Source organism: Sphingomonas epibiotica (assembly GCF_039615155.1).
Classification (GTDB): domain Bacteria; phylum Pseudomonadota; class Alphaproteobacteria; order Sphingomonadales; family Sphingomonadaceae; genus Sphingomonas.
Genome location: NZ_JBDGHY010000001.1, coordinates 325,538 through 349,260, shown reverse-complemented (window position 1 = coordinate 349,260; position 23,723 = coordinate 325,538). Strand labels below are relative to the sequence as shown.

Genomic DNA, 23,723 nt, shown 5'->3' with positions numbered 1-23,723 from the left:
CCTACTATCATTATAACTATGCGTTGCGCATCGCGTTATCGGCGCTAACGAAACAGGAGAGATCGATGCGAACTTTGGCCTTCATTCTAGCGCTGGCGATGCCGGCGGTGGCCAATGCCCATGAGATCTGGGTCGAACGCGACGGGACCGGACCGGCGCGCATCTATCTGGGCGAACCGGCCGAGACGCTGCCGCCGGGCGGCGATCCCGAATTTAAGCGGCTGGTCGCGCCGCGTATCGTCGGACAGGCGGGCGCGAAACTGCAGCGCAAGGCCGGCTATCTCGAAGCGGCGCTACCGGCGGGCGATGTCCGCGTGACCGACGATTCGGTGTTCGCGCCATGGGGAGAGGCCGGCGCCAAGGAAGGCGTTGTCTACTACGCCCGCGCCGGTCGCGCCGATACCGCGACCGCCATGCCGTACGAGATCGCGCCACTGACCGCCGGCGGCAATCGCTTTGCGCTGATGCAGGGCGGCACGCCGCTGCCCGCTGCCAAGATTACGGTCATCACGCCCGATCGCAAGAGCGTCGAGCTGATCGCAGACGCGAATGGCGCGGTCACCGTGCCGGTCGCGGCGAAGGGGCGTTACCTGCTGACCACGGCGCAGGCCGAGACGGGCAAGCTGCGCGTCGCGGGCGGGCCGGTCGACAAGCTGCACCATATCGCGACGACCAGCTTCGTAGTCGGTTGATCGACTGGGCGGCGGGGTGCGCTCCCCGCCGCCCGACCGCGATCAGCGTAGCGGCAGTTCGAACGGTGCCGCCGGCAGGTCGGCACCGTCGAACAGGTTGACGAAGGGTGCATCCGCCCAAGCGTAGCGCACCGCCGTCACCTCCGGCCGATTGGTGCCGGGCAGGACGACCGTATCGCCCTCGACCCGCCCGTCGACGAAGCTGCATGTCGTACCCGCGCAGCGTTCGAAGCCGATCGCCCCTGCCCCGCCATAGCGTTGCAGGCCGCCGGTCACGTTGCGGAAACGGACGACGATATCGCTTCCCTGTCGCACCACCTCGGTCGCTTCGGGACCGCTCCGCAGCCCTGGCTGACCATAAGCGACGACCCGCGCCAGCCGGGCCAGCCGCTCCCCGATGACCGTCTTCTGCGCCGGGTGGATATCGAACCGGTCGCCGACGTCGATCGTGACGGCAAGGCCGGCATGCGCATCGGCCGCGACCGCCTGCGCCTGCGACTGGCGCAGTGCCGCCCACCCGGAGTCACGCGGCGCCGTGGCGGGCTTGCCATAGCTGGTCAGTTGCACGACGAAGAACGGCAGGTCGGGCGCGGCAAAGGCGCGCCGCCAATCGGCCATCAGCGTCGACATCAACCCGCGATAGGCCGCCGCCTGCCCCGTATTCGATTCGCCCTGATACCACGCCGCCAGCTTCAGGCCGTAGGGCGCGATCGGTGCGATCATCCCGTTGTACAGCGTGGTCAGGCTGTTCGGTACGTCCCAGGGGGCGGGGCCGACCGAGACGTCCTTGAGCGCCGACCCGATCCGGTAACGCCACGGCCCCGACAGCGGCACCGCGCCACCATCGGCCAGACCGATGGTGCGGATGCTCATGTCGGTGAAGCGCCCGTCCTGCTTTGGGCCGACGGTGCGGATCGCAATCACGTTGCGCCCGGAGCGCAGCATGCCGGTCGGGATGCCGTAATTGCGCCACGCCCAATCGACGCTGCCACCGCCGACGAAGCGTCCGTTGACATAGGTTTCGTCATAGCGCCCGATCGGTCCCAGCCGCAGTGTCTGCGCCGCCGCGACCTGCGCCGGCGTCAGGTCGACGGTGGTGCGCAGCCAGACGACGCCGCCCAGCCGGTCGCGATCGGCGGCGGGAATCTGCTCATATTGCGCAGGCACCGTCGCCCATTTGCGATCGTCATAATCCGCAGTCCGAAACGCACGCTCGGCCCTGGCGGCAGGGTCGATCGCCGCCCAAGCCGTTTCGCGGCGCACGCCGTCCGCCGCCGTCGCCGCCGCCGGATCGCGATCGAACAACGCGATCGCGTTCAGCCCGTCGGTGAAGCCCGGCTGCGTCGCCAGCGCGGGCGCGCTGATCCAGCTTTCGATGCGCGTCCCGCCCCATTCGGAGGCGATGATGCCCATCGGTACCTTTTCGGTCCCGCGCAGCGAGCGCGCCATGAAATAGCATACCGCCGATGCGTCGCCGACTGTCTCCGGCGTGACGCTGCGCCAGTCGACCCGCTTGGCGAGATCGGCGGCGGGCGCGGTCTTGCTGCTGTCGGCGATGGTCGTGAAGCGCAGCGACGCGTCGTTCGCCGAAGGGATCACTTCCAGTCCGGTGGCGTGCCTGACCTGAAACTCCATGTTCGACTGTCCGCCGCACAGGAACACGTCGCCGATCATGATGTCGGACAGGCGCTGGGCCGATGTCGCGCCGCTGCTGACCTCCAGCACATAGGGGCCACCCGCCGGCATCGCCGGCAGAGTCGCGCGCCACTTACCGTCGCTGCCCGTCTGCGCGCTGACGCTGCGATCGCTGAGTTTCACGGTGACCGGGGTGCCGGGTGCGGCACTGCCCCAGATCGCGATCGGGCGGTCGCGCTGCAGTACCGCATGGTCGGCGAAGATATTGGCGAGTACCGGCGCCGCCGATTGCGCATGGGCCGCCATCCCCCATAGCAGCGATGCCGACAGCGCACAGCCTGCCAAGGCCCGAATCGAACGCATAACCTCTCCCCGATTATTGTGAGCGCTACCATGCAACAGCCGCACGGGCGGCGCTACCATCGCGTTCGCACCATCGGGGACTTCACATCGCCGTGCGCGTATCCTCCAGCGCCAGCGACACGAGCGAGGTCATCGCCTCCTCGGCCGCCTTCGCATCCCCCGCCACCACGGCTTCGAACACGCGGGTATGATCGGGCACCGGATCACGGGGCAGCGCGCGCTGGCGCTGCTTGAACTGCGTGGTCCAGTTGACTGCCGCGCCGATGCTGGCGCTCAGCGCGACGAACGTCTCGTTATGCGTGGCGTAGATCAGCGCATCGTGGAAATCGCGGTCGGCGGCGCGCCCCGCCTCGGTCGCCAGCGTATGGCGACGCATCCCGCTGAGCGCCGCGCGCAACGCCTTTATATCGTCCTTGTCGCGCCGCTCCGCCGCCAACCGCGCCACCGCCGGCTCGACGACCGCGCGCAGTTCGAACAGCCCGCGGATGAACGCGATGTTCGGTTCCCCTTCGAACGCCCAGGCGAGGACCATCGGGTCGAGGAAGTTCCAGCGCCGCCGGGGCAGCACCCGCGTCCCGATCTTCGGACGGCTTTCGACCAGTCCCTTGGCGGTCAGCACCTGCACCGCCTCACGATAGGCGCTGCGCGACACGTCGAGCGCCTCGGCATTGGCGACTTCGCCGGTCAGCAACTCGCCCGGCGCGATGCGGCCCGATACGATGGCGGTGCCGAGATAATGGGCGACCGCCCCGCGCAGCCGGCGGCCGGACCCCTTGCGCGCCGGGGCGGCGGGTTCGTCCGACAGCGCGTCGGCGACGTCCTCGTCGATTTCGGCCATGTCGATCTCGTGCCCCTGTTTCGTGCTCACCCTGCTTCCCTCGCCATCAGCGTCGACGCGGCGGCCGCCAGCGCAATGTACAACTAATGGGCCGCAGTTCGATATCGGATCGATCGTTCGCGGCGATGCTACGGATGCGCACCCCCGGCGTCAAATCGAGCGAGATTTGCGGTGTTCGCCGGTGCAGCCCCGCCGACTGGTTGATGCGTTAACGCTACCACGAACAGCGTTGACGCATCGACGCCGGACGAATACCCAGACAATAAACGGCCGCAAGTCGCCGGAATGGGAGAGCGATTTTGGCTACCAAATCGATCCGGACAGGGATGTTCCTCGCCATGGCCGCGTTGGCCGGCAGCGCGCCGGCACAGGTGTGGCGCGCCGATCAGGGCGATGGCAGCTACCAAAACCCTATTCTCTACGCCGACTATCCCGATCCCGACATCATCCGCGTTGGCAGCGATTACTATTTCGTCACCACGACCTTTGCCAATGCGCCCGGCCTGACGCTGCTCCATTCGAAGGATCTGCTCAACTGGCAGATCATCGGCCATGTCGCGCCCCGGCTGGACGATCGGCCCGAATATAATCTGACCGATGGTAAGGACGCTTATCGTCGCGGCTTGTTCGCGGCCAGCCTGCGCCACCACGCCGGCACCTTCTACATCGTCGTGACCCCGGTCGGACAGAATACGCGCATTTATCGCACGCGCGATCCGCGCGGCGCGTGGACGATGAACGAGCTGGATCGCGCGGCGTTCGATCCCGGACTGTTCATCGAACCAGACGGCACCGGCTATATCGCGACGTCGATCGGATCGGACGGCACGACCCGCCTGCTCAAGCTCGACCGCGATTTTCGCAAGGTCGTCGACGATCGCAAGATCCATTACAATGCCGGGGCGGAAGGATCGAAGATCATCCGGCGCGGCGACCATTATTATATGTTCAATGCGATCCCCCGCCGGCTGGGTCTGACGGTATCGCGGGCGAAGAGCCTGTACGGACCATGGGAAACCAAGCCGCAGATCGACGATAAGAGTGGGGGTCATCAGGGGGCATTGGTCGATACGCCCGACGGCAACTGGGTCGGCTTCGTGATGATCGATTCCGGTTCGATCGGCCGGATGACGAATCTGAGCCCCGTTTTCTGGCGCGACGACTGGCCGGTCTGGGGGACGCCCGATGCGCCGGACCGTGTGCCTGAACGCGCCGCCAAACCGATCAAGGGCTTTCCCCTTGCCGAACCGGCGGCCTCCGATCTGTTTTCCGGGTCGAAGCTCGGCCTGCAATGGCAATGGAACCACAACCCTGTCGACGATCGCTGGTCGTTGACGCAGCGCCCCGGTTTCCTGCGTCTGCGCCCGACCAAAGCCGATGGTTTCTGGACCGCTCGCAACACGCTGGTGCAAAAGGCGCAAGGGCCGCGCAGCCGGGCGGAGGTGAAGCTCGACATCGCCAATATCCGCAGCGGCGACCGCTGCGGTTTCGGCACCTTCGGCCAATATAGCGCGACGCTGGCGGTGACCCGTGATGCCAAGGGCGCGCCGTCGCTGGCAATGGACGTGATCGAAAGCACCGATGCCGGCCCGAAGATCGACCGGCGCGTCGCGGCCCGGCCGATTGCCGGCCGCAATCTGTGGATGGCGATGGACCTCGACTTCAAAGCCGACCGAGGCAACCTGTCCTACAGCGTAGACGGCAAACGCTGGCAGCCGATCGGGGGCGAATTCCCGCTGGCCTTCGCCTGGCGGACCGGCACCTTCCAGGGCGAGCAGATGGCGATCTTCTGCTATAATCCCACACCCGGCACCGGTTTCCTCGACGTCGACAGCTTCACGCTGCAGGCGGCGAAGTGAAGCGCTGGCTGCTCGCCAGGATCGCCGCGCTGCTGCCGCTCGCCGCCGCCGCGCAGGATCTCCGCCCGACCGGCCGCTGGAGCGCGAATGTCGAAGGGCGCGCGCAATTGCCGCCGATGGGCTGGAATAGCTGGAACGCCTTCCAGACCGATATCGATGAGGAAAAGCTGCTCGCATCGGCGAAGATCATCATCGATACGGGTTTGGCGGAGAAGGGCTATCGCTACGTCAACATCGATGACGGCTGGTGGTTGCAACGGCGCCAGTCCGACGGGCGGGTGCTGATCCGCACCGATAATTTTCCGTCGGCGCGCACCGCCGACGGCAATACCAGTTTCCGCCCGCTGACCGATCGGTTGCACTCGATGGGGCTGAAGGCCGGCATCTATTCGGATATCGGCCGCAACTCCTGTGGACAGGTGTTCACGTCGAACATGCCGAACCAGCCACAAGGGTCGGTACTGGAAAGGGAAATCGGACTCTACGGTCACGTCGACGGCGACATACGGACCTATTTCGCCGAATGGGGATTCGACTATATCAAGGTCGATGGCTGCGGCATTCGCGGGCTCGGCCCCGACAGTCCGGCAGTGCGCGCCGGGCGGCACCGGGTGTTTCCGCCACTGGTCGATGTCGACTCGCTCGGCCGCACCGATATTCCCGCCACCCGCAAGCTGTACGAGGATGTCGCGGGCGCGCTGCGGCGGTACAATCCCGATGGCGATTACATCCTGTCGCTGTGCCTGTGGGGCGCGGCCGATATCCGGTCATGGGGCCGCAATATCGGGGGGACGTCGCGGACCAGTGAAGATATTTCAGCGAGTTGGAGCCGGATGCTCCATAATCTCGACAGCACCGCGCGGCGACCGCTCTACGCGCATCCGGGATCCTGGAACGATCCCGACATGCTGTTCGTCGGCACCGGCGAGTTCGACGCCAACCACCTGAACGAAGCCCGCTCGCACTTTACTTTGTGGGCGATGGTGAACGCGCCGTTGCTGATCGGCTACGACCTGCGCAAGGCGACGCCCGAACTGCTCGCGATCCTCGGCAACGAACGGATCATCGCGCTTAATCAGGATGCCGCCGGCAATCAGGCGGTGCTGGCGCATGACAGCGACGATGTGCAAATCTTCGTCAAGACGTTGGCCAGTGGCGACAAGGCGGTGGCGATCCTCAACCGGCTAAACCAGCCGGTCGAGGCGGTGCTGACCGCCGATCACCTCAAGCTGCTGAGCGATGCCGATATCGACCTGACCGACCTGTGGAGCGGCGCGACCATGCGCTTCCGGGACGAACGCAAGCTGCAACTGGTGGCGCACGAGACGCTGGCCTTCGTCGCGCGCGGCAAGCGGCGGCTGGCCGGCGGCCTCTATCTCTCGGAAATGCCCGGCCGCGTGAACCCGGCGGTCGATGGCGTCGTCGTCCCCGAGGTCGAGCCGCTGATCCATCGCGGGATGCTGCCGTGGCGAAGTTCGCGGGGCGATGGCGAACGGCCGCGCTATGGCGGATGGGGCGGCGCACAGGTCGACAGTACGCCCTATGGCGAGACGGCGGGCGTCGCTGGCCGCCGCTTCCACACCGCGATCGGGGTCCTTGCCAATTCCCGGATCGAGGTCCGCAACACGACGGCGCGGCGTCTCACCGCAACGGTCGGCGTGGACGACAGCGCACGCGATCGTCGCTACCCGGTGACTTTCCGCGTCTATGGCGATGGCAAGCTGCTCGCTTCGTCGAAGCCGTTGCGCTTCGGCGTTGCCGCCGCACCAATTGCCGCCGACGTAACCGGCGTAAAGCTGATCGAACTGGTCGCCGAGGGCGAGCGCGGCGCGCGGTTCAACGATCCGGTGGTATGGGGCGACGCCGCGCTGCTCGACAGATAAGCAAGGGAACGGGGCATGACGACAGACGGGATCACACGGCGCGGACTGATCGGCGCGGCAGGCGCGCTGCCGGTCGTTGCCGGCGCGGCGCGGGCGGCGCCCCGGACCAAGGCGAAGCTCGCCCCGACGCCGCCGATGGGCTGGAATAGCTGGAACAGCTTCGCCACCACGATCACCGAAGCGCAGGCGCTCGAAACCGCGCGGATCATGCGCGACAAGTTGCTGCCCGCCGGCTATTCGATCTTCACCATCGACATCCAGTGGTATGAGCCCGGAGCGACCGGCTACGAATATCGTGCCGATGCGGTGCCGGTGCTCGACGGCTATGGCCGGTTGCAGCCAGATCCGAAACGCTTCCCCTCCGCCGCCGATGGCCGTGGTTTTCGCGCCATCGCCGATCAGGTTCATGCGATGGGGCTGCAATTCGGCATCCACCTAATGCGCGGCATCCCGCGCGAAGCGGTGCGACGCAACCTGCCCATCCTCGGCACGCGATATCGCGCGCAGGACATTGCCGACCCGTCGAGCATCTGTTCGTGGAACGGTGACATGTACGGCGTCGACATGCGCCGTCCCGGTGCGCAGGCCTATTATGACAGCGTGTTCGCGCAATATGCCGAATGGGGCGTCGATCTGGTCAAGATGGACGATATGAGCCGCCCCTACGACGCGCACGCACCGGAGATCGAGGCAGCGAGCGCCGCGATCGGCCGGTCGGGCCGCCCGATCCTGCTGAGCCTTTCGCCCGGCGAAACGCCGGTCGCCAATGGCGACCATGTCCGCGCGCATGCACAGATGTGGCGGATTAGCGACGATTTCTGGGACGAATGGCGGATGCTCGACGCGCAGTTCGTCCGGCTCGAGAACTGGCAGCGCTTCGCCGGCCCCGGCGGCTGGCCCGATGCCGATATGCTTCCGCTCGGTCGACTGGCGCTGGGTCAACGCGAGACCAAATTCACCCCGGCCGAACAGCGCACGCTGATGACCCTGTGGTCGATCGCGCGCTCGCCGCTCATCATGGGCGGCGACCTGCGCCATCTCGACGCGGCTACGCTCGCGCTGCTGACCAACCCGGAAGTCATCGCCGTCAACCAGGCCAGCACCGCCAACCGCCCGCTGCATGTGCAGGACGGCATGCGCGCGTGGACCGCAAAGGCGGCAAATGGCGGCACGTACCTCGCGCTGTTCAATCCGGGCGACAAGCCACTGAAACCCGGCGTCGACCTGCGCTGGCTGAAGCTGAACGGCCCGGTGCGCGTCCGCGACCTGTGGGCACGCCGCGACCTCGGCACCGCCGCAATGCGGGTCGAGGCCGATCTGCCGCCGCACGGTGCCGCCCTCTACCGTCTCGACGCCTGACCCCATCCCTCTCCGACAGGAACGACTGATGCTCCGCACTTTGATGACCGGACTGGCACTCGCCGCCAGCACCACCGCGCTGGCCGAACCGGCGCGGTTCAGCCGCTTCACCTATGAGGGCCGCAGCGTCGAACGCGCGACGCCCGGTCCCGATCAATATCGCAACCCGATCCTGTCGGGCTATTATCCCGACCCGTCGGTAACCCGCGTCGGTGACGACTATTATCTCGTCCTGTCGTCCTTTGCCCATTATCCGGGGCTGCCGATCTTCCATTCGAAGGATCTGGTCAGCTGGACGCAGATCGCCAACGCGATCAGCCGGCCCGAACAACTTGACTTCACCGGCCGCCGCGTGTCGGAGGCGGTATTCGCGCCCGACATCTCCTATCACGACGGCACCTTCTACATCGTCAACACCTGCGTCGCGTGCAAAGGCAATTTCGTCATCACCGCCAAGGATCCGAAGGGGCCGTGGTCGGACCCGATCTGGCTGCCGTTCGAAGGCATCGACCCGTCCATCTATTGGGAGGGCGACCGAGCCTATATCGTCAACAACCGCGCCCCGAACGAACCGCCGCGCTATGATGGCCATCGTGCGATCTGGGTGCAGGAGTATGACTGGCGCGCCGGCAAGATGGTCGGGGAATCGACCCAGCTCATCAATGGCGGCGTCGACATCAGCAAGAAACCGGTATGGATCGAGGGGCCACATATCTTCCGGAAGGACGGTTGGTACTATCTGACCGCGGCCGAAGGCGGAACCAGCGTCAACCATTCGCAGGTCGCCTTCCGATCGAAGAGTCTGCGCGGGCCGTTCACCCCATGGAGCGGCAACCCGATCCTGACCCAGCGCGACTTACCTAATGACCGACCCGACGCGGTATCGGCGGCAGGCCATGCCAAGCTGGTGCAGACGCAGAATGGCGACTGGTGGGCGACCTTCCTCGCGGTGCGGCCGTACGGCGACGATTACTACAATATCGGGCGCGAGACGTTCCTGCTGCCGGTGACGTGGAAGGATGGATGGCCGACGATCCTGCCGGCCGGACAGCGCGTACCCTTCGTCGCGACCCGCCCCAAACTGCCGCGCCAGCCTGCCCCGAAGCTGCCGACCAGCGGCGATTTCGGCTATGTCGACGAATTCGACGGCAACGCGCTCGCCATGCAATGGATCGGCGTGCGCACGCCCAAGGCACCGGTCTATCGCGTGGCCGGCGGCGAGTTGCTGATCGATGGTGGCGCGCCGATCGGCGATCTGAACGGGGTACCGGGCTTTGTCGGCCGGCGGCAGCAGCACCATGTCGCGACGATGGGGACGACGGTCGTCTTCGCGCCGCAACGCGACGGTGACCGTGCCGGGCTGGCGGCGATGCAGAATGACGAAAACTATCTGTTCTTCGGCGTCACCCGGCTCGACGGCAAGCGCGTCGTCGCCCTCTACACCCGGAACAAGGGCGCAGAGGAACTGGTCGCAACCGCTCCGATCGCCGGCACTGCTCCGGTCACGCTGACCATCCGCGCCGATCGGGGCACGATGGCGTTCGACTTTGCCTCGGGTGGCGCTAGGCGGACGCTCAAGACCGACGTCGACGTCCGCTTCCTCAGCACGAAGGTTGCGGGCGGGTTTGTCGGCACCGTCGTCGGCCCCTATGTCTGGCAGGCGAAATAGTCTGGTTAGATGCGGGAGCGTCGCGACGGCGCTCCCGTTTTCGAACGGCCGGTTCGGTACCGAAGACAAAGAAAACCCCGCCGGACAAACAGTCTGGCGGGGTTTTCTTTGGCGCACCCGGAACGATTCGAACGTCCGACCCTCAGATTCGTAGTCTGATGCTCTATCCAGCTGAGCTACGGGTGCCCGGTGGAGGCAGCCTGTTAGACGCGGGTTTCTGGTCTGGCAAGCCCCTGCGCCAAATGTTCGCATCGGCCATCGAAGTTTGCGACACGATCACTGCCGTTCGCGACGCAACGGACAAAGAAAACCCCGCCGGACCAATGGTCAGGCGGGGTTTTCCATGGCGCACCCGGAACGATTCGAACGTCCGACCCTCAGATTCGTAGTCTGATGCTCTATCCAGCTGAGCTACGGGTGCCCGGTGGAGGCAGCCTGTTAGACGTGGCATTTTGGTCTGGCAAGCCTGTTGTGCGATTTTTTTTGGACGCATAACGAGGGCAGATGAAAGCCGCTCTGCTCCCGCCCGTCCTGTTCACCGCCCTGTTGTCGGCCTGTGCCGCGCCGCGTGGAGACTATCCGTCGTTGCTGCCGCGGCCGATCGAAAAGATCAGCCTTGCCGAACCGGTGCGGCCAGTGCAGGTCGCCACGCCCGACGCCGCGCTGGATGGAAAGATCGCCGCTGCGAACGGCGCGGTTGCGGCCGCGACCCGGGCGTTCGAGGCGGCGGTCGCCCGCGCCCGCCCGCTGGTCCGCGCCGCCGCGGGCAAGGCCGAGGGCAGCGAACCGTGGCTCAATGCGCAGGTGGCGCTGGCCGAACTCGACGTTGCGCGCACCACGATCGACACGCCGCTAGCCGATCTCGAACGGCTGGCGATCGACCACGCCGCCGCCGAAGCGCCGCCCTACCCCGCGCTCGACGCCGCGCTTGCGAAGGCGACCGATGCGGCCAATACGCAACGCACGACGATCGCGACGCTGGGCGAAAACTTGCGATAAGGGCGCTTCGAACGCCCTTATTGCAACGCGCGCAGCACCGGCAGGATCGATGCATAATCGTCGGTCCAGGGCGCGGTGTCGGTCACCGGCAGTGGCTCCCAATAGCCGCCACTCGCCAGCAATTCGCCGAGCACTTCGGGATCGCGGGTCAGCGCGATCCACACCGACCCGCTGTCCCCCGCCGCCCCGCCGACGGGCTGATAGGCCAGTTGCGCTGCCATCCATCCCGATGCCGTCCGCGCCACTACCGGGGCGAGATCGAGATAGCGGTTCGACACATGGACCAGCAACAACCCGCGTCGTCCCAGCACCCGGCCATAGGTGTCGAACGCCTCGCGCGTCATCAGGTGCATCGGCACCGCGTCCGATGAAAAGGCATCGAGCGCCAGCAGGTCGAGGCTCCCCGCCGCCGCCTGCGCGATGCTCAACCGCGCATCACCCAGCACGATCTGCGCATCGGGCGCACAACGGCGCAGGAAGGTAAAGGCCCCCGAATCGCGCGCGATCCGCACCACGACCGGATCGATCTCGTAGAAGCGCCATTGCTGCCCTGGCTTGGCGTAGCAGGCGAGCGTTCCGGTGCCGAGACCGACGATGCCGATCCGCGCATTGCGACCATACAGGGCAGGCGCGGCGCGCAGCGCCTCTCCCACCCCCGAATTGGGGACGTAATAGGTGGTCGGGGTCCGTTCGCGCTCGGGACTGCCGGTCAGCTGGATACCGTGCAGCGTCGTGCCATGCTGCAACTCGTTCACCCCCTCCCCGCGGGTGATCGTATACACGCCGAAATAGCTGCGCGTCCGGGCGCCCGGCTCCAGCGACAACTGGATCGCACGATAGCCGCCGAACAGGAACAGCGCGCCGGCCAGCGCAAAGACGTAGGGCACGCGCGATCCGATCGCGACGACGCCGACGATAGTGATGGCGAGGAACGCGATCGGTTCGGGTGCCGCACCCAGTACATCGCCAGGATTGGCCAGGCCCAGCACGATCAATCCGCTGATGACGACCAGCACCGCGAGGGTCAGCCGCACGCCGCCGGCGCGCCACAGCCGCTCGGTTACCGGTAACAGGAACGGCAGCGGCGCGAGGATGCCGGCTGCGAGGATCAGCAAGGGATATTCATAGGTCCAGTCGAACAGCACCGGCGCGACCAGTCCGGCGAACACCCCGCCCAGCGCGCCGCCGACCGACATCGCCAGATAGAAGCCGGTCAGCCGTGCGGGAGCCGGCCGCAGCGCGTACATCTTCGTATGCAGCGCCACCGATACGGCGAACAACAGCATCAACGCCGCCAGCGCGCTCAGCAGCGGCCAGTTATGATGCCCGCCGATCATCATCCCTCCGAACACCAGGATGGTGATCGGCGCGTAGCGGGTGATCGCCTCCGCCAGCCCGCGCCGATCGGCAAAGGCGACGGTGAAGCTGAGGAGATACAAACCCAACGGCAGCACCCATAGTAGCGGGACCGCGACGATATCGGTGGTCAGGAAGGTCGAGGTTGCCAGCATCAGCCCCGACGGAACCAGCGCCAGCAGGATCCAGTGCAACACCCGCCGCCGTGTCGGTGCCTCGCCCGGCTCGAGCTTCGCCGCCTGTTCGCGCCGGTGCGGCAGTAACCATCCGCAACCGATGACGAGAACGGTCAACAGCGCGTATCCCGCACTCCACCCCCAGCTTTGCGACCGCAGCGGCAGCAGCGGCTCGACGAGCAGCGGATAGGCGATCAGCCCGGCGAAACTGCCGACGTTCGAAGCGGCATAGAGCGCATAGGGATCCCGCCCCGGGCAAAGGAACGCGAACCAGCGTTGCAACAGCGGCGCCTGCGCCGACACCGCGAAGAACAGCGGCCCGATCGATGCCGTCAGCAGCCACGGCGCCCATAGCGCCGGTTCGACCCCAGTGGGCACCTGCGTCGCGTTGACTCCGATCGGCAACCACACCGCCGCACACAACAGCACCAGCAGATGCACCGCCGCCTGCGCCTTCGGCATCAGCTTGCCGAGCAGGTGCGCATAGGCATAGCCGCCGAGCAGCAGCGCCTGATAGACCAGCATCGCCGAGTTCCACACCGCCGGCGCCCCACCCAGTTGCGGCAGCGCCATGCGCGCGACCATCGGCTGGACGAGGAACAGCAGAAACGATCCGGTCAGGATCGTCGCGACGAAGATCCACCGGATCGGCCATCCGGCAGTCCGCACGGGTGCGCTCACGGGCGCTGCTTCCAATAGGTGATGTGGCGTTTGAGCGGACTGTCGTCGGGCACGGCGGGATGATCGAAATCCTGATCGAGCGCGCGGACCATGCCCAGCCGCTCCATCAACCCCCAGCTACGCGTATTGGCCGGACCGGTGATCGCGCCGATCCGATCGATCGGCAGGTTCGTGAAGCCCCAGTCGAGGCTGGCCTGTGCCGCTTCGCGCGCAAATCCCTTGCCCCAATGCTCCTTGCCAAAGCGCCAACCGATCTCGACCCCGCCCTCCAGCGGCGTACCCTCGGCGCCGGGCTTCAACCCGCAAAAGCCGAGCATCTGTCCGCTCGCCCTTTCCTCGACCACCCAGAAGCAATAGCCATGCTGGTCGGCGAACCCGTCCTGCCGGGCGATGGCCGCGTCGACCTCGTCGCGGGTCAGCAGCGCCGGAAAATACCGCATGACCTCCGGGTCGGAACAATGCGCGTAGAAGGTAACGCGGTCCCGCTCCTGCCAGCGCCGCAGCACCAGCCGCTTGGTATCGATCATGCCCCCAGCAACCGCGCCGCATGCGCCGCATGATAGGTCAGCACGCCCGAACACCCCGCCCGCTTGAACGCCAACAGCGTTTCGAGCACCAGCGCGTCGCGATTCGCCACGCCCGCCGCTACGCCGGCCTCGATCAGCGCATATTCGCCCGACACCTGATAGGCGAAGACCGGCACCTCGAATGCCGCCTTCACCCGCGTGATGATGTCGAGATAGGGCAGCCCCGGCTTGACCATTACGCTGTCGGCACCTTCGGCGATATCGAGTGCTACCTCGCGCAACGCTTCCTCGCTGTTCGCGGGGTCCATCTGATAGGTCTTCTTGTCGCCCTTCAGCAGGCCATGCGTGCCGACCGCATCGCGGAACGGTCCGTAGAAGGCACTCGCATATTTGGCGGCATAGGCCATGATCTGGACGTTGACGTGCCCCGCCCCCTCCAGCGCCTCGCGGATCGCGCCAACGCGACCGTCCATCATGTCCGACGGCGCGACGATATCGCTGCCCGCCTCCGCCTGCACGATCGCCTGCCGGACCAGCGCGTCGGACGTCACGTCGTTCAACACATAGCCGTTCGCATCGACGATCCCGTCATGCCCGTGCGAGGTATAGGGATCGAGCGCGACATCGGTCAGCACGCCGATCTCCGGCACCGCATCCTTGATCGCCCGGATCGCTCGGCACATCAGATTGTCCGGATTGAACGCCTCCGCCCCGTCCTCGCTGCGCAAATGGCGCGGCGTGTTTGGGAACAACGCGACTACCGGAATACCGAGGTCACGGGCCTCACGCGCACGATCGACAATTCCTGCCAAATTCCAGCGTGATACACCCGGCAGTGCCGCGATCTGCTCCCCCTCCCCCTCGGTCACGAACAGCGGCCAGATCAGGTCGGCGGGGGTCAGGACCGTCTCGGCATGGAGGCGGCGGCTCCAGCCGGAGGCGCGGGTGCGGCGCAGGCGCAGCGCGGGATAAGCAGCGGACATGGCGGGACTTGTGGGCCAGACCAGCGACGCGTTCAACCCAAAGTCGCGTGGCTCGATTTTCGTTACGGAGCGTTACCGACCGCATGACGCAGATCCGCTCCGCCGCCATGATCGTCAATGCCCGGTCGCGCAGCGGGCAGGACCAGTTTGCCCAGGCTTGCAGCGCGATGCAGGGCATGCCGTTCGAGGTCGACGCCCATGCCGTCGAAAACCCCGACGACCTCGTACCCACGCTGCGACGCGCGCTCGAACGCAAACCGGACCTCGTGATTCTGGGCGGCGGGGACGGGACGATCAGCAGCCTCGTCGACTATCTGCTGGGCCATGACGTGATTCTCGGCGTCCTGCCCTTCGGCACCGCCAACAGCTTCTGCCGTACGCTCGGCATCCCGCTCGACATTCCCGGCGCGGTAGAGGTGCTGAAGACCGGCCGTCCGCGTCGCATCGACCTTGGCATGATCGACGGCGACTATTTCGCAAATTGCGCTGCGATCGGTCTGTCGCCGCAAATCGCGCAGACCGTACCGCACGGCGTCAAGCGCCTGTTCGGCCGCGCCGGCTATCTCGCCTGGGCAACGCTGCAATTCGCCAAATTCCACCCCTTCCAGCTCATCGTGGGCGAAGGCCCGAACGCCAAACGGATGACCGCCACCGAAGTCCGAATCTCCAACGGCCGTTTTCATGGCGGCACCGAACTGGTTGAGGAAGCCCGCCTCGACAGCGGCGAAATCATCATTCAGGTGGTGTGCGGCAAGGGCAAGCGCAGCCTGGTCCGCAACTGGGCCGCGGGCTTCTTCCGTCTCGACTCCCGCCGGGTCGATACGGTGACTTTCCACGGCAAGTCGCTTCGCATCGAAACCGTCCCGCCGCTGCCGATCTCGATTGACGGCGAGGTACTGGCAAAGACCCCGGTCATGGCCAAGGTCGCGGCAGGCATCATCGAGGTGATGGCGCCGGCCGAACCGTAACGTCGCCCGGTGCTGCCGGAAGACGACGGACGAGACTGGAAAACTTCGTCGTTCCGGCGAAGGTCGGAATCCATTGTGTCGGGCGGTGTCGGCAAGGACGCCAATGTCACCCCGTCCATGGATTCCGGCTTCCGCCGGAATGACGGATGGAATTACCCCAGCCGCCCCAACGCCGCATGCAGCCGCGCCGCCTCGGCCATCTTGTCGGCATGGTCCGCCCGCGCCTTCTCGACCGCCTCCGGCTTGGCACGCTCGACGAAGCTCGCATTGCCGAGGCGCCCGCCCAACGCATCCCGCTCCTTCTCGGCCGCCGCGATCGCCTTGGTGAGACGGACGCGCTCCGCGTCGAGGTCGATGACGTCGCCCAGCGGCAGGACGAACGTCGCCTCATCGACCACGATCTGCAACGCCCCGCCCGTCGGCGGATCACCGGTCACCGCATCGACCCGCGCCAGCCGTGCCAGTACTGCGCCCTGCCGCGCCAGTCGCTCGGTGGTTTCCGCAGACGCATCACGGACATGTAGCGGCAGACGCGCCCCCGGTGGTACGTTCAGCTCGGTCCGCGCCGCGCGAATTTCGCTTACCAGCCGGATCAGCCAGTCGATCTCCGCCCGCGCCGACGGATCGATCGCACGCGCATCCGCCATCGGCCAGCGCGCCACGATCAGGTCGTTCGACCGCTCGCCAAGCGCATGCCACAGCTCCTCGGTGATGAACGGCATGAAGGGGTGCAGCATCACCAAAATCCGGTCGAGCACCCAGCCTGCAACCGCGCGCGTTTCGTCGCCACCCTCGGCCCCGCCCTGCAGCACCGGCTTGATCAGTTCGAGATACCAGTCGCAGAACCGGCTCCACGTGAACTGATAGATGGTGTTGGCCGCGCCATCGAAGCGCAGATCGGCCAGCGCGAGGTCCAATGCCTGCACCGTTTCGATCGTCTCGGCGATGATCCAGCGATTGACCGCCAGTTCGGCCCGGGGCGGTTCGATCGTAGCCGACGCGCCGATGCCGTTGGCCTGCGCGAACCGGGTGGCGTTCCACAGCTTGGTCGCGAAGTTGCGATAGCCCTCGACCCGCTTCTCATCCATCTTGATGTCGCGGCCCTGGCTTTCCATCGCCGCCATGAAGAAGCGCAACGCGTCGGCGCCATAACGATCGATCAGCCCGAGCGGATCGACGGTATTGCCCTTCGACTTCGACATCTTGGCGCCATCGGCAGCGCGGACGAGGCCATGGAGGTACAGCGTCTTGAACGGCACCTCCTTCATGAAGTGGATGCCCTGCATCAACATCCGCGCGTCCCAGAAGAACAGGATGTCGAAGCCCGAAATGAGCACGTCGTTGCTGTACCGCCCGCCAAGTGTCGGGTCGCTATTCTCGGGCCAGCCGAGCGTCGCGAACGGCCAAAGTGCCGAGGAGAACCAGGTGTCGAGAACGTCCTCGTCCTGCTTCAGCGCCACGCCCGCACCTGCTTCCGCCTGCGCCTCTTCATAGGTTTCGGCGACGAACACCCGGCCGTCGTCCGCAAACCATGCCGGGATGCGATGTCCCCACCACAGCTGGCGCGACACGCACCATGGCTGGATGTTCTCCATCCAGTTGAAATAGGTCTTTTCCCACGATTTCGGCACGATCTTGACCGCGCCCGACCGCACCGCCTCGATCGCCGGCTGGGCCAGCGTCTTGGCATCGACATACCATTGGTCGGTCAGCCACGGTTCGATGACCACACCCGACCGATCGCCATACGGCGTCTGGATCGTGCGCGGTTCGGCGTCATGCTCGGCGCCCTCCTTGTCGACATGCGGCATCAGGACGCCTTCGTCCTTCAACCGGGCAACGACTGCCTTGCGGGCGTCACCGCTCGACAGACCGAGGAACGCGTCGGGGATCAGCCCGTCCGCCGTCTGCACGATGCTCGCCTTTGCATCGAGCATGTTCAGCATGTCGCGCGCTTCGATGCCCGCCCGCCGACCGACCTCGAAATCGTTGAAGTCGTGGCCGGGCGTGATCTTGACCGCACCCGAACCCAATGCGGGGTCGGCATGCTCGTCGGCGACGATCGGGATCAGGCGACCTGTGATAGGCAGGCGCACCTGCTTGCCGATCAGCGCGATATAGCGCGCGTCGTCGGGATGCACCGCGACCGCCATGTCGGCCAGCATCGTTTCGGGCCGCGTCGTCGCGACCTCGATAAAGCCCGAGCCATCGGCCAGCGGGTAGCGCAGGCGCCAGAAGCTGCCCTTGACCTCGCGGGTCTCGACCTCGAGGTCGCTGATCGCGGTGCCGAGGCCGGGGTCCCAATTGACCAACCTTTTGTCGCGATAGAGCAGGCCTTGGCGATGCAGCTCGACGAAGACCTTGAGCACGGCCTTCGAAAAGCCGTCGTCCATCGTGAAGCGTTCGTTCGCCCAGTCCATCGAACAGCCGAGCCGCCGCAGCTGACCGGTGATCTGCCCGCCACTCTCGGCCTTCCATTTCCAGACCTTCGCGATGAAGTCGTCGCGCGAAAAATCGGTACGCTTCTGTCCGGCGGCATTCATTTGCCGTTCGACGACCATCTGCGTGGCGATGCCGGCATGGTCGGTACCCACAACCCAGCGCGCGTCCTTGCCCTGCAACCGGGCATGGCGGACCATAATGTCCTGCAGCGTGTTGTCGAGCGCGTGGCCGATATGCAGGCTGCCGGTCACATTGGGCGGCGGATTGACGATCGTCCACGGCGTCGCATTCGGACGCTCGGGCCGGAACAGGCCGTCCTGTTCCCAATGGGCATACCAGCGCGCCTCGATGGCGGCGGGGTCGAAAGTCTTGGGCAGTTCGCTCATCGCCGCCGCATGGCGCGGATGCGGCGGCGTTGCAAGAGAGCGTTACTCGCGGCCGCTGATCCGGGCGATCTCGCGCGCGACCATCGACTCGACGATGCCCGGCAGTTTCGCATCGAGCCATTCGCGCAGCATCGGACGCAGCATTTCACGGACCAGCCCTTCGAGCGAATCGGCGCCCGGCGTTTCGGGCTTCACCAGCATCCGCGACAACTGGTCCAGAGCACCGCGACTCGCCTCGGCGGCGCGGTCCGATACGATCGACGCATCGACCTTGCCCGGTGCGGGGGCGGCCAGCATCGGTTCCGGTTCGTCGTCCACGCGCGGCTCGGGCGGACGCGGGCGTTCGACCCGCGGCGCCTCTACGCGGGGCTGCTCGACCCGGGGCTGTTCCATGCGGGGCGGTGGCGGCGGCGCGGCAACACTTTGATTTAGCTCAAGAATTTCGTCGCGATCATCGACGTCACGTGGCTGCGCCGTCCGTATCGACTTGCGCCCGCGCAACGCTTGAGCCGATCCTTCGCCCTCTTCGGCGATGATCCGCTTGATCGAGGACAGGATGTCCTCCATCGACGTTTCGTTGCTGATATCGCCCATCGCAACCCTCATTCGTTCCGCCCCTTGAACGCCTAGCCTTCGGGGTTCGTCCGCGGCGTGTCAACGCCCTGCGTTGCGCGCGGTGCTCCACCCTGTCGATTTGGCGCGTCGATGCCCTGCGTCGGGGTATAGGGATTGGGGGTCCGCTGCAACGCGGGATCGAGTTCGCGGGTCACCACGGGCGTCTGTGCCGGGGTGTTGACCGTGCTCGGCGCGACCGGCACCGGCGCGGGATCGTCGCTCCAGTCCCAGATGCGGTTGCGAACCCGTTCGTAATTCGCGACCGGATCGTACAGCGCCCCGCCGTCCAGCCCCAAGTCGCGCGCTTCGGCCCGACCCATCGCCGCCAGCAGCGCGAAACCGGCGACATAGGCGTCGCGTCGTGCCGACACCAGTTGCACCTGCGAGTTGAGCAGTTCCTGTTCGGCGTTCAGGATGTCTAGGATCGTGCGCGTGCCGACGCTGTTCTCGGCGCGCACCCCTTCCAGCGACAGACGATTGGCCTGCACCTGCACTTCCGATGATTCGATCACCCGCAGCGCCGATTGCCAAGCCGCGAACGCAGAACGCGCGTCCGACACCACCGATCGCTCGACCTGGGTCACCTGCTCGATCGCGGCGCCTTCCAATGCCTGCGCCCGGCGGATCTGCGCGCTCGGACGACCGCTCTGGAACAGCGGCAGGCTGAACTGGAACCCGGCCTGCGCCTGTCCGCCATCCTGTTGCAGCACGATTCCGTTCACCGACTGCGCCGACCCTAGGAAGCTGGTATAGCCGCCGCCCGCCACCGCGCTGACCTGCGGGAGCCGGTTGGCGCGCGCGACGCGCACGTCGAATCCGGCCGCATCGCTGCTGCGCCGTGCCGCGATCAGCGCGGGGTTGTTCGACACCGCCACGCCCACCGCGCCGTTGGGATCGGCGGGCAGGTTCGGCAGCGCCGGCGGCGCGTCGAGCGTTCCCGCCGGCGCCCCCGTCGTCGCGACATAATTCTCGCGGCTGCGGATCAGCGATGCCTCGGCATTGCGCAACTGCGCCTGCGCCGATGCCAGCCGCGCCTCGGATTGGGCGACGTCGGTGCGGGTCAGGTCGCCGACCTGGAACCGGTCCTGCGACGCCTGCAGATTGACCTCGAGCACGCGGACATTCTGCTGGTTCAGCCGCACGATCGCCTCGTCGCGGATCACGTCGTTATAGGCGGCGACGACCAGCGTGAAGACGTTCGCTTCGGTGCTGCGCAGATTGGCGCGACCGGCATCGACCCGCGCGTCGGCCGCCCGCACCCCGTTGCGCACCGCTCCGCCGGCATAGAGCGACTGGCTGAGGTTCAGCTGCGCGCTGCCCGTACGGGGTGCCTGGGTGAAACCGCGACTGGCCGGGGTCAGGACGTTTTCGATCACCTGCCCCTGCGTGGTGATCTGCGGCAGCCCCTGCGACCGCGCGATCGGCACCGTTTCGTCGGTGGCGCGCTGGTTGGCGCGCGCCTGCGTCAGCTGCGGGTTGGTAGCATAAGCGCGTGCCAATGCCTCCCGCAACGTCTCCGCACTGGCAGGAGAGGCCAGCAACGCCAGCGCCGCGACCCCGCCGATAAACTTCCCCCCCCGCATGTTTTCCTTACCTTACAAACTGAAACGTCTTGGGCCGCGCAAATCCCGGTAGAACGACACATTCAAGATCCGCGAAATCCACCACCCCGAACCCACCTTCGCTACGCCGGCCGAGTGCCAGGCGCGTCACGCCGCGATCGACAAGTCCGGTCGCCAGCCGCCCGCCGGGGGCGAGCTGCTCGGCGACTGCGTCGGGCACTTCCTCGATCGCGCCGTCGATGATGATGACGTCATAGGGCGCGCTCTCGGCCCAGCCGGCCTTGAGCGGCCCTTCGACCACTGTCACCTTGGTATCGGCAATTGCATCGCGCGCCGCGCCGGCAAGATCGGCATCTTCCTCCAGCGCGACCACCGACCCCGCCAGCCGCGCCGCCACCGCCGCGGCATAGCCCATGGCCGCACCGATCAGCAGCACGCGGTCGGTCGGCCGGATGTCGGCGGCGACCAGCAGCCGGCCGGTGATCAGCGGCGGATTGATCGCCCGACCGCCCCCCAGCGGCAACGGCGCGTCGCGATAGGCCAACGCTGCCTGAGCCGAAGGCACGAACGCCTCGCGCGGCACGTCGCCCATCGCGTCGACGACGCGCGGATCGCTGACGGCGCTGGTGCGAAGCTGGCTGACGACCATCGCGTGGCGCATCGCTTCGAAATCGGGTCGGGTCTGGTTCGAGTCGGTCATGGTGCAATCCTGTCGCACAACTGTTTTAGCCACGCAATACACATAGCATCGCGACGCGCTGTCTATCGCGCCGTGCAGCCCGCGCCAAGGATGAAGCAGCGTATAATTTTGGACATTACCTGAACGCCGCCGATGCCTCGCATCACTGTTTATCGACGTCCGGCAAATGCTGTACGACATCGCGCGAGGCTGCGAAGGTCAGATGCCCATAGTCGAAATGATAGGGTCCGTGATCGATGTCGAACAGTCGGCACCTGCCCGCGGGGCACTCCACTTCGACCTCCGACACATATCTACCTCCCGCTCGCTCGATCAGCGGCCGCAACTTGCTATCGATGGCGATGCGTTGCGACGCCAATTGCCCGGCCATGGCCATCGTATCGCCGCTCAACATCGCGCGCGCCAGTATCCGCGGCATGTCAGCCTTGTACTCGACAGTCGGGCCAATGACGGTCACCGCCAGATTGCGTCGACGAAGCAGTTTGACGGTCTCAACCAGCGACGGGAGTTCGCGCTTTTTCCATCTCCCTGCGAGGACCACGCCCACGACGCCGGGGCGACGAACTACGTCGTTAAATACGGTTCGCATGACGGAAACGCACCGTTCCTGCCCGCTCAGTTCGATGATCGGACGGCAGCCGGACGCAGTCGCCTGCACTACATGGACGTTGGGAAAGCGCAACGCGATAGCTCGCCAATATTGCGCCGCATGACTGTCACCCATGACGATGACATTGGGCCGATCGGAGCGCAGAACCAAACAACGCCTGAAATCATAATGTTCACCCGCGCCGATAAAACAGCTACCGGGCCGGAACTGGTACCGATGTTGCGGCATCGCGCGATAGTCGAGATAGCTGCCGACACGGTCCACCTCGGCCGGATGCTGCACGATTGCTTCCGCCTGCGATGCCACCAGCAGGGACGCTCCAACCATTGCCGCGACAGCAACGCCGCCGGCAACCAGAACCGGAAGGTTCGCTGCCGTCCGGTACCGGCGCAGGAAGGGACGTTCGATCAGGAAATACGAAAAGAGCGCCGCTCCGAAGGTCATGGACAGTACGACGACCTTCCCGCCGGTCGTCAAGGACATGCCATTCTCAAGCCGGTAAAGAGTGATGATCGGCCAGTGCCAGAGATACAGCGAATAGGAAATCGTTCCGATGCCGCGCACCGGTGCCCACGAAAGGACGGTCGCGGTCATTGCATCACGACCGTAAGCAATGAGCAACCCAGCCCCCAGACACGGCAAAATTGCCCAAGGTGCCGGGAAGGCGAAATCTGACCGGATCTCTACGAAAGAGACAATCAGAAGTGCCACACCCGTCAAGGCGGCCACATTCTGCCCCCGTCTGGACGCGAGCCGCGGTACCGCGTTCAGCGCGACCAACGCGCCCATCCCCAATTCCCAGGCGCGTGTCGGTAGGAGATAGAAGGCTGTCGTCGGTTCGACCCTGCTGAAATAAAGGCATAGCGCAAACGATCCCAACGTCACGATCAGCACGGCGGCGGTCAGGAAGCGCGGCAGCCAACGCCGAATCAGCACCAGTAGGAATGGATAGAAAATATAGAACTGCTCTTCGACGCCCAACGACCAGGTATGCAGCAGTAGTTTTGTTTCCGACGATGCGTCGAAATAATCGGCAGAAAACCAGAAATTGATGTTGGCCACGAACGCGCCCGCGGCTGCTGCGCTTTTTCCAAGGTCGCGTAATTCAACGGCCAGTAGCCAAAATTTGCCGGCTATCAAAGTAGCTGCGAGCATGAATAGCAAGGCGGGTAGAATGCGGACGACGCGACGCCGATAAAATGCCGCGATGGAGAAGCGACCGCTATCAATCTCACGACAGACAATCGAAGTAATAAGGTAGCCAGAGATAACGAAGAAGACGTCGACGCCAACGAAGCCACCCGGTATTGTGTAGATGCCGAGGTGAAACAGCACGATGGGGACCACAGCGAGTGCGCGCAGGCCGTCGATATCGTTCCGATGTTGCACCGCGTCCCCGCTTCGATTGACGCCTTCTACC

At 65.8% G+C, this 23,723-nt stretch carries 17 protein-coding genes and 2 tRNA genes; 7 read left to right on the top strand and 12 right to left on the bottom strand.

Annotation, left to right across the window (positions count from 1 at the left end; translation table 11 throughout):
* Nucleotides 1-65: 65 nt before the first annotated feature.
* Nucleotides 66-692, top strand: a complete 627-nt coding sequence (locus AAIO73_RS01665; protein ID WP_345875738.1) for a DUF4198 domain-containing protein — start codon at nt 66-68, stop codon at nt 690-692.
* A gap of 42 nt (nt 693-734) precedes the next feature.
* Here the strand turns inward: AAIO73_RS01665 and AAIO73_RS01660 are convergent, their stop codons facing one another.
* Together AAIO73_RS01660 and AAIO73_RS01655 are read right to left on the bottom strand one after the other, a co-directional pair.
* The gene (locus AAIO73_RS01660; RefSeq protein WP_345875736.1) at nt 735-2,690 is read right to left on the bottom strand and encodes a sialate O-acetylesterase; all 1,956 of its coding nucleotides are present in this window, start codon (nt 2,688-2,690) and stop codon (nt 735-737) included.
* An 82-nt stretch (nt 2,691-2,772) separates the two neighbouring features.
* On the bottom strand, nt 2,773-3,528 hold the full coding sequence (locus tag AAIO73_RS01655; protein WP_345876314.1) for a FadR/GntR family transcriptional regulator: 756 nt from the start codon (nt 3,526-3,528) through the stop codon (nt 2,773-2,775).
* 326 nt (nt 3,529-3,854) lie between these two features.
* Between AAIO73_RS01655 and AAIO73_RS01650 the strand changes: the two genes are divergently transcribed.
* The 4 genes from AAIO73_RS01650 to AAIO73_RS01635 are packed head-to-tail and all read left to right on the top strand — an operon-like array spanning nt 3,855 to nt 10,298.
* Complete coding sequence (locus tag AAIO73_RS01650; RefSeq protein WP_345875734.1) at nt 3,855-5,387, top strand: glycoside hydrolase family 43 protein; 1,533 nt, start codon at nt 3,855-3,857, stop codon at nt 5,385-5,387.
* Complete coding sequence (locus tag AAIO73_RS01645) at nt 5,384-7,270, top strand: NPCBM/NEW2 domain-containing protein (RefSeq protein WP_345875732.1); 1,887 nt, start codon at nt 5,384-5,386, stop codon at nt 7,268-7,270. Before AAIO73_RS01650 ends, AAIO73_RS01645 begins: the two co-directional genes overlap by 4 nt.
* Nucleotides 7,271-7,285: 15 nt before the next feature.
* Nucleotides 7,286-8,629 (top strand): glycoside hydrolase family 27 protein, encoded by a 1,344-nt coding sequence (locus tag AAIO73_RS01640; protein WP_526023744.1) that lies wholly within the window; start codon nt 7,286-7,288, stop codon nt 8,627-8,629.
* A 28-nt stretch (nt 8,630-8,657) separates the two neighbouring features.
* The gene (locus tag AAIO73_RS01635) at nt 8,658-10,298 is read left to right on the top strand and encodes a glycoside hydrolase family 43 protein (protein WP_345875731.1); all 1,641 of its coding nucleotides are present in this window, start codon (nt 8,658-8,660) and stop codon (nt 10,296-10,298) included.
* Nucleotides 10,299-10,407: 109 nt separating this feature from the next.
* On the opposite strand, the gene AAIO73_RS01630 is transcribed toward AAIO73_RS01635, so the two are convergent.
* Nucleotides 10,408-10,484 (bottom strand) — tRNA-Arg (locus AAIO73_RS01630).
* Between the two features lie 158 nt (nt 10,485-10,642).
* Nucleotides 10,643-10,719, bottom strand: a tRNA-Arg gene (locus AAIO73_RS01625).
* An 83-nt stretch (nt 10,720-10,802) separates the two neighbouring features.
* Here AAIO73_RS01625 and AAIO73_RS01620 point away from each other — a divergent pair.
* Nucleotides 10,803-11,297, top strand: coding sequence for a hypothetical protein (locus AAIO73_RS01620; protein WP_345875730.1), 495 nt, complete (start codon nt 10,803-10,805; stop codon nt 11,295-11,297).
* Between the two features lie 17 nt (nt 11,298-11,314).
* On the opposite strand, the gene AAIO73_RS01615 is transcribed toward AAIO73_RS01620, so the two are convergent.
* Genes AAIO73_RS01615 through hemB form a run of 3 tightly spaced genes read right to left on the bottom strand, consistent with a single transcriptional unit; the run spans nt 11,315 to nt 15,020 of the window.
* A complete protein-coding gene (locus tag AAIO73_RS01615; protein ID WP_345875728.1) occupies nt 11,315-13,510 on the bottom strand; it encodes a spermidine synthase in 2,196 nt (731 codons plus the stop codon).
* Nucleotides 13,507-14,037 carry a GNAT family N-acetyltransferase gene (locus AAIO73_RS01610; protein WP_345875726.1) on the bottom strand — a complete coding sequence of 177 codons (531 nt, stop codon included), beginning with the start codon at nt 14,035-14,037 and terminating at the stop codon, nt 13,507-13,509. The genes AAIO73_RS01615 and AAIO73_RS01610 overlap by 4 nt, the downstream gene beginning before the upstream one ends.
* Nucleotides 14,034-15,020, bottom strand: a complete 987-nt coding sequence (hemB, locus tag AAIO73_RS01605) for a porphobilinogen synthase (RefSeq protein ID WP_345875725.1) — start codon at nt 15,018-15,020, stop codon at nt 14,034-14,036. Before hemB ends, AAIO73_RS01610 begins: the two co-directional genes overlap by 4 nt.
* 83 nt (nt 15,021-15,103) lie before the next feature.
* Between hemB and AAIO73_RS01600 the strand changes: the two genes are divergently transcribed.
* Nucleotides 15,104-15,988, top strand: coding sequence for a diacylglycerol/lipid kinase family protein (locus tag AAIO73_RS01600; protein ID WP_345875724.1), 885 nt, complete (start codon nt 15,104-15,106; stop codon nt 15,986-15,988).
* Nucleotides 15,989-16,140: 152 nt separating this feature from the next.
* Here the strand turns inward: AAIO73_RS01600 and AAIO73_RS01595 are convergent, their stop codons facing one another.
* The 5 genes from AAIO73_RS01595 to AAIO73_RS01575 form a co-directional block, all read right to left on the bottom strand.
* Nucleotides 16,141-18,816 carry a valine--tRNA ligase gene (locus AAIO73_RS01595; RefSeq protein WP_345875723.1) on the bottom strand — a complete coding sequence of 892 codons (2,676 nt, stop codon included), beginning with the start codon at nt 18,814-18,816 and terminating at the stop codon, nt 16,141-16,143.
* A 42-nt stretch (nt 18,817-18,858) separates the two neighbouring features.
* Nucleotides 18,859-19,422 (bottom strand): DUF2497 domain-containing protein, encoded by a 564-nt coding sequence (locus AAIO73_RS01590; RefSeq protein ID WP_345875722.1) that lies wholly within the window; start codon nt 19,420-19,422, stop codon nt 18,859-18,861.
* Between the two features lie 20 nt (nt 19,423-19,442).
* Nucleotides 19,443-21,014 (bottom strand): TolC family outer membrane protein, encoded by a 1,572-nt coding sequence (locus AAIO73_RS01585; protein WP_345875721.1) that lies wholly within the window; start codon nt 21,012-21,014, stop codon nt 19,443-19,445.
* Nucleotides 21,015-21,021: 7 nt separating this feature from the next.
* On the bottom strand, nt 21,022-21,693 hold the full coding sequence (locus AAIO73_RS01580; RefSeq protein ID WP_345875720.1) for a protein-L-isoaspartate O-methyltransferase family protein: 672 nt from the start codon (nt 21,691-21,693) through the stop codon (nt 21,022-21,024).
* 142 nt (nt 21,694-21,835) lie between these two features.
* Nucleotides 21,836-23,692 carry an acyltransferase family protein gene (locus AAIO73_RS01575; protein WP_345875719.1) on the bottom strand — a complete coding sequence of 619 codons (1,857 nt, stop codon included), beginning with the start codon at nt 23,690-23,692 and terminating at the stop codon, nt 21,836-21,838.
* Nucleotides 23,693-23,723: the final 31 nt, after the last annotated feature.

Bases quoted from the DNA above. Each gene is read 5' to 3' on its own strand.
- AAIO73_RS01665 (WP_345875738.1), top strand. From the start codon at position 66: ATGCGAACTTTGGCCTTCATTCTAGCGCTGGCGATGCCGGCGGTGGCC.
- AAIO73_RS01660 (WP_345875736.1), bottom strand. From the start codon at position 2,690: ATGCGTTCGATTCGGGCCTTGGCAGGCTGTGCGCTGTCGGCATCGCTG.
- AAIO73_RS01655 (WP_345876314.1), bottom strand. From the start codon at position 3,528: ATGGCCGAAATCGACGAGGACGTCGCCGACGCGCTGTCGGACGAACCC.
- AAIO73_RS01650 (WP_345875734.1), top strand. From the start codon at position 3,855: ATGTTCCTCGCCATGGCCGCGTTGGCCGGCAGCGCGCCGGCACAGGTG.
- AAIO73_RS01640 (WP_526023744.1), top strand. From the start codon at position 7,286: ATGACGACAGACGGGATCACACGGCGCGGACTGATCGGCGCGGCAGGC.
- AAIO73_RS01635 (WP_345875731.1), top strand. From the start codon at position 8,658: ATGCTCCGCACTTTGATGACCGGACTGGCACTCGCCGCCAGCACCACC.
- AAIO73_RS01620 (WP_345875730.1), top strand. From the start codon at position 10,803: ATGAAAGCCGCTCTGCTCCCGCCCGTCCTGTTCACCGCCCTGTTGTCG.
- AAIO73_RS01610 (WP_345875726.1), bottom strand. From the start codon at position 14,037: ATGATCGATACCAAGCGGCTGGTGCTGCGGCGCTGGCAGGAGCGGGAC.
- hemB (WP_345875725.1), bottom strand. From the start codon at position 15,020: ATGTCCGCTGCTTATCCCGCGCTGCGCCTGCGCCGCACCCGCGCCTCC.
- AAIO73_RS01600 (WP_345875724.1), top strand. From the start codon at position 15,104: ATGACGCAGATCCGCTCCGCCGCCATGATCGTCAATGCCCGGTCGCGC.
- AAIO73_RS01595 (WP_345875723.1), bottom strand. From the start codon at position 18,816: ATGAGCGAACTGCCCAAGACTTTCGACCCCGCCGCCATCGAGGCGCGC.
- AAIO73_RS01590 (WP_345875722.1), bottom strand. From the start codon at position 19,422: ATGAGGGTTGCGATGGGCGATATCAGCAACGAAACGTCGATGGAGGAC.
- AAIO73_RS01585 (WP_345875721.1), bottom strand. From the start codon at position 21,014: ATGCGGGGGGGGAAGTTTATCGGCGGGGTCGCGGCGCTGGCGTTGCTG.
- AAIO73_RS01580 (WP_345875720.1), bottom strand. From the start codon at position 21,693: ATGACCGACTCGAACCAGACCCGACCCGATTTCGAAGCGATGCGCCAC.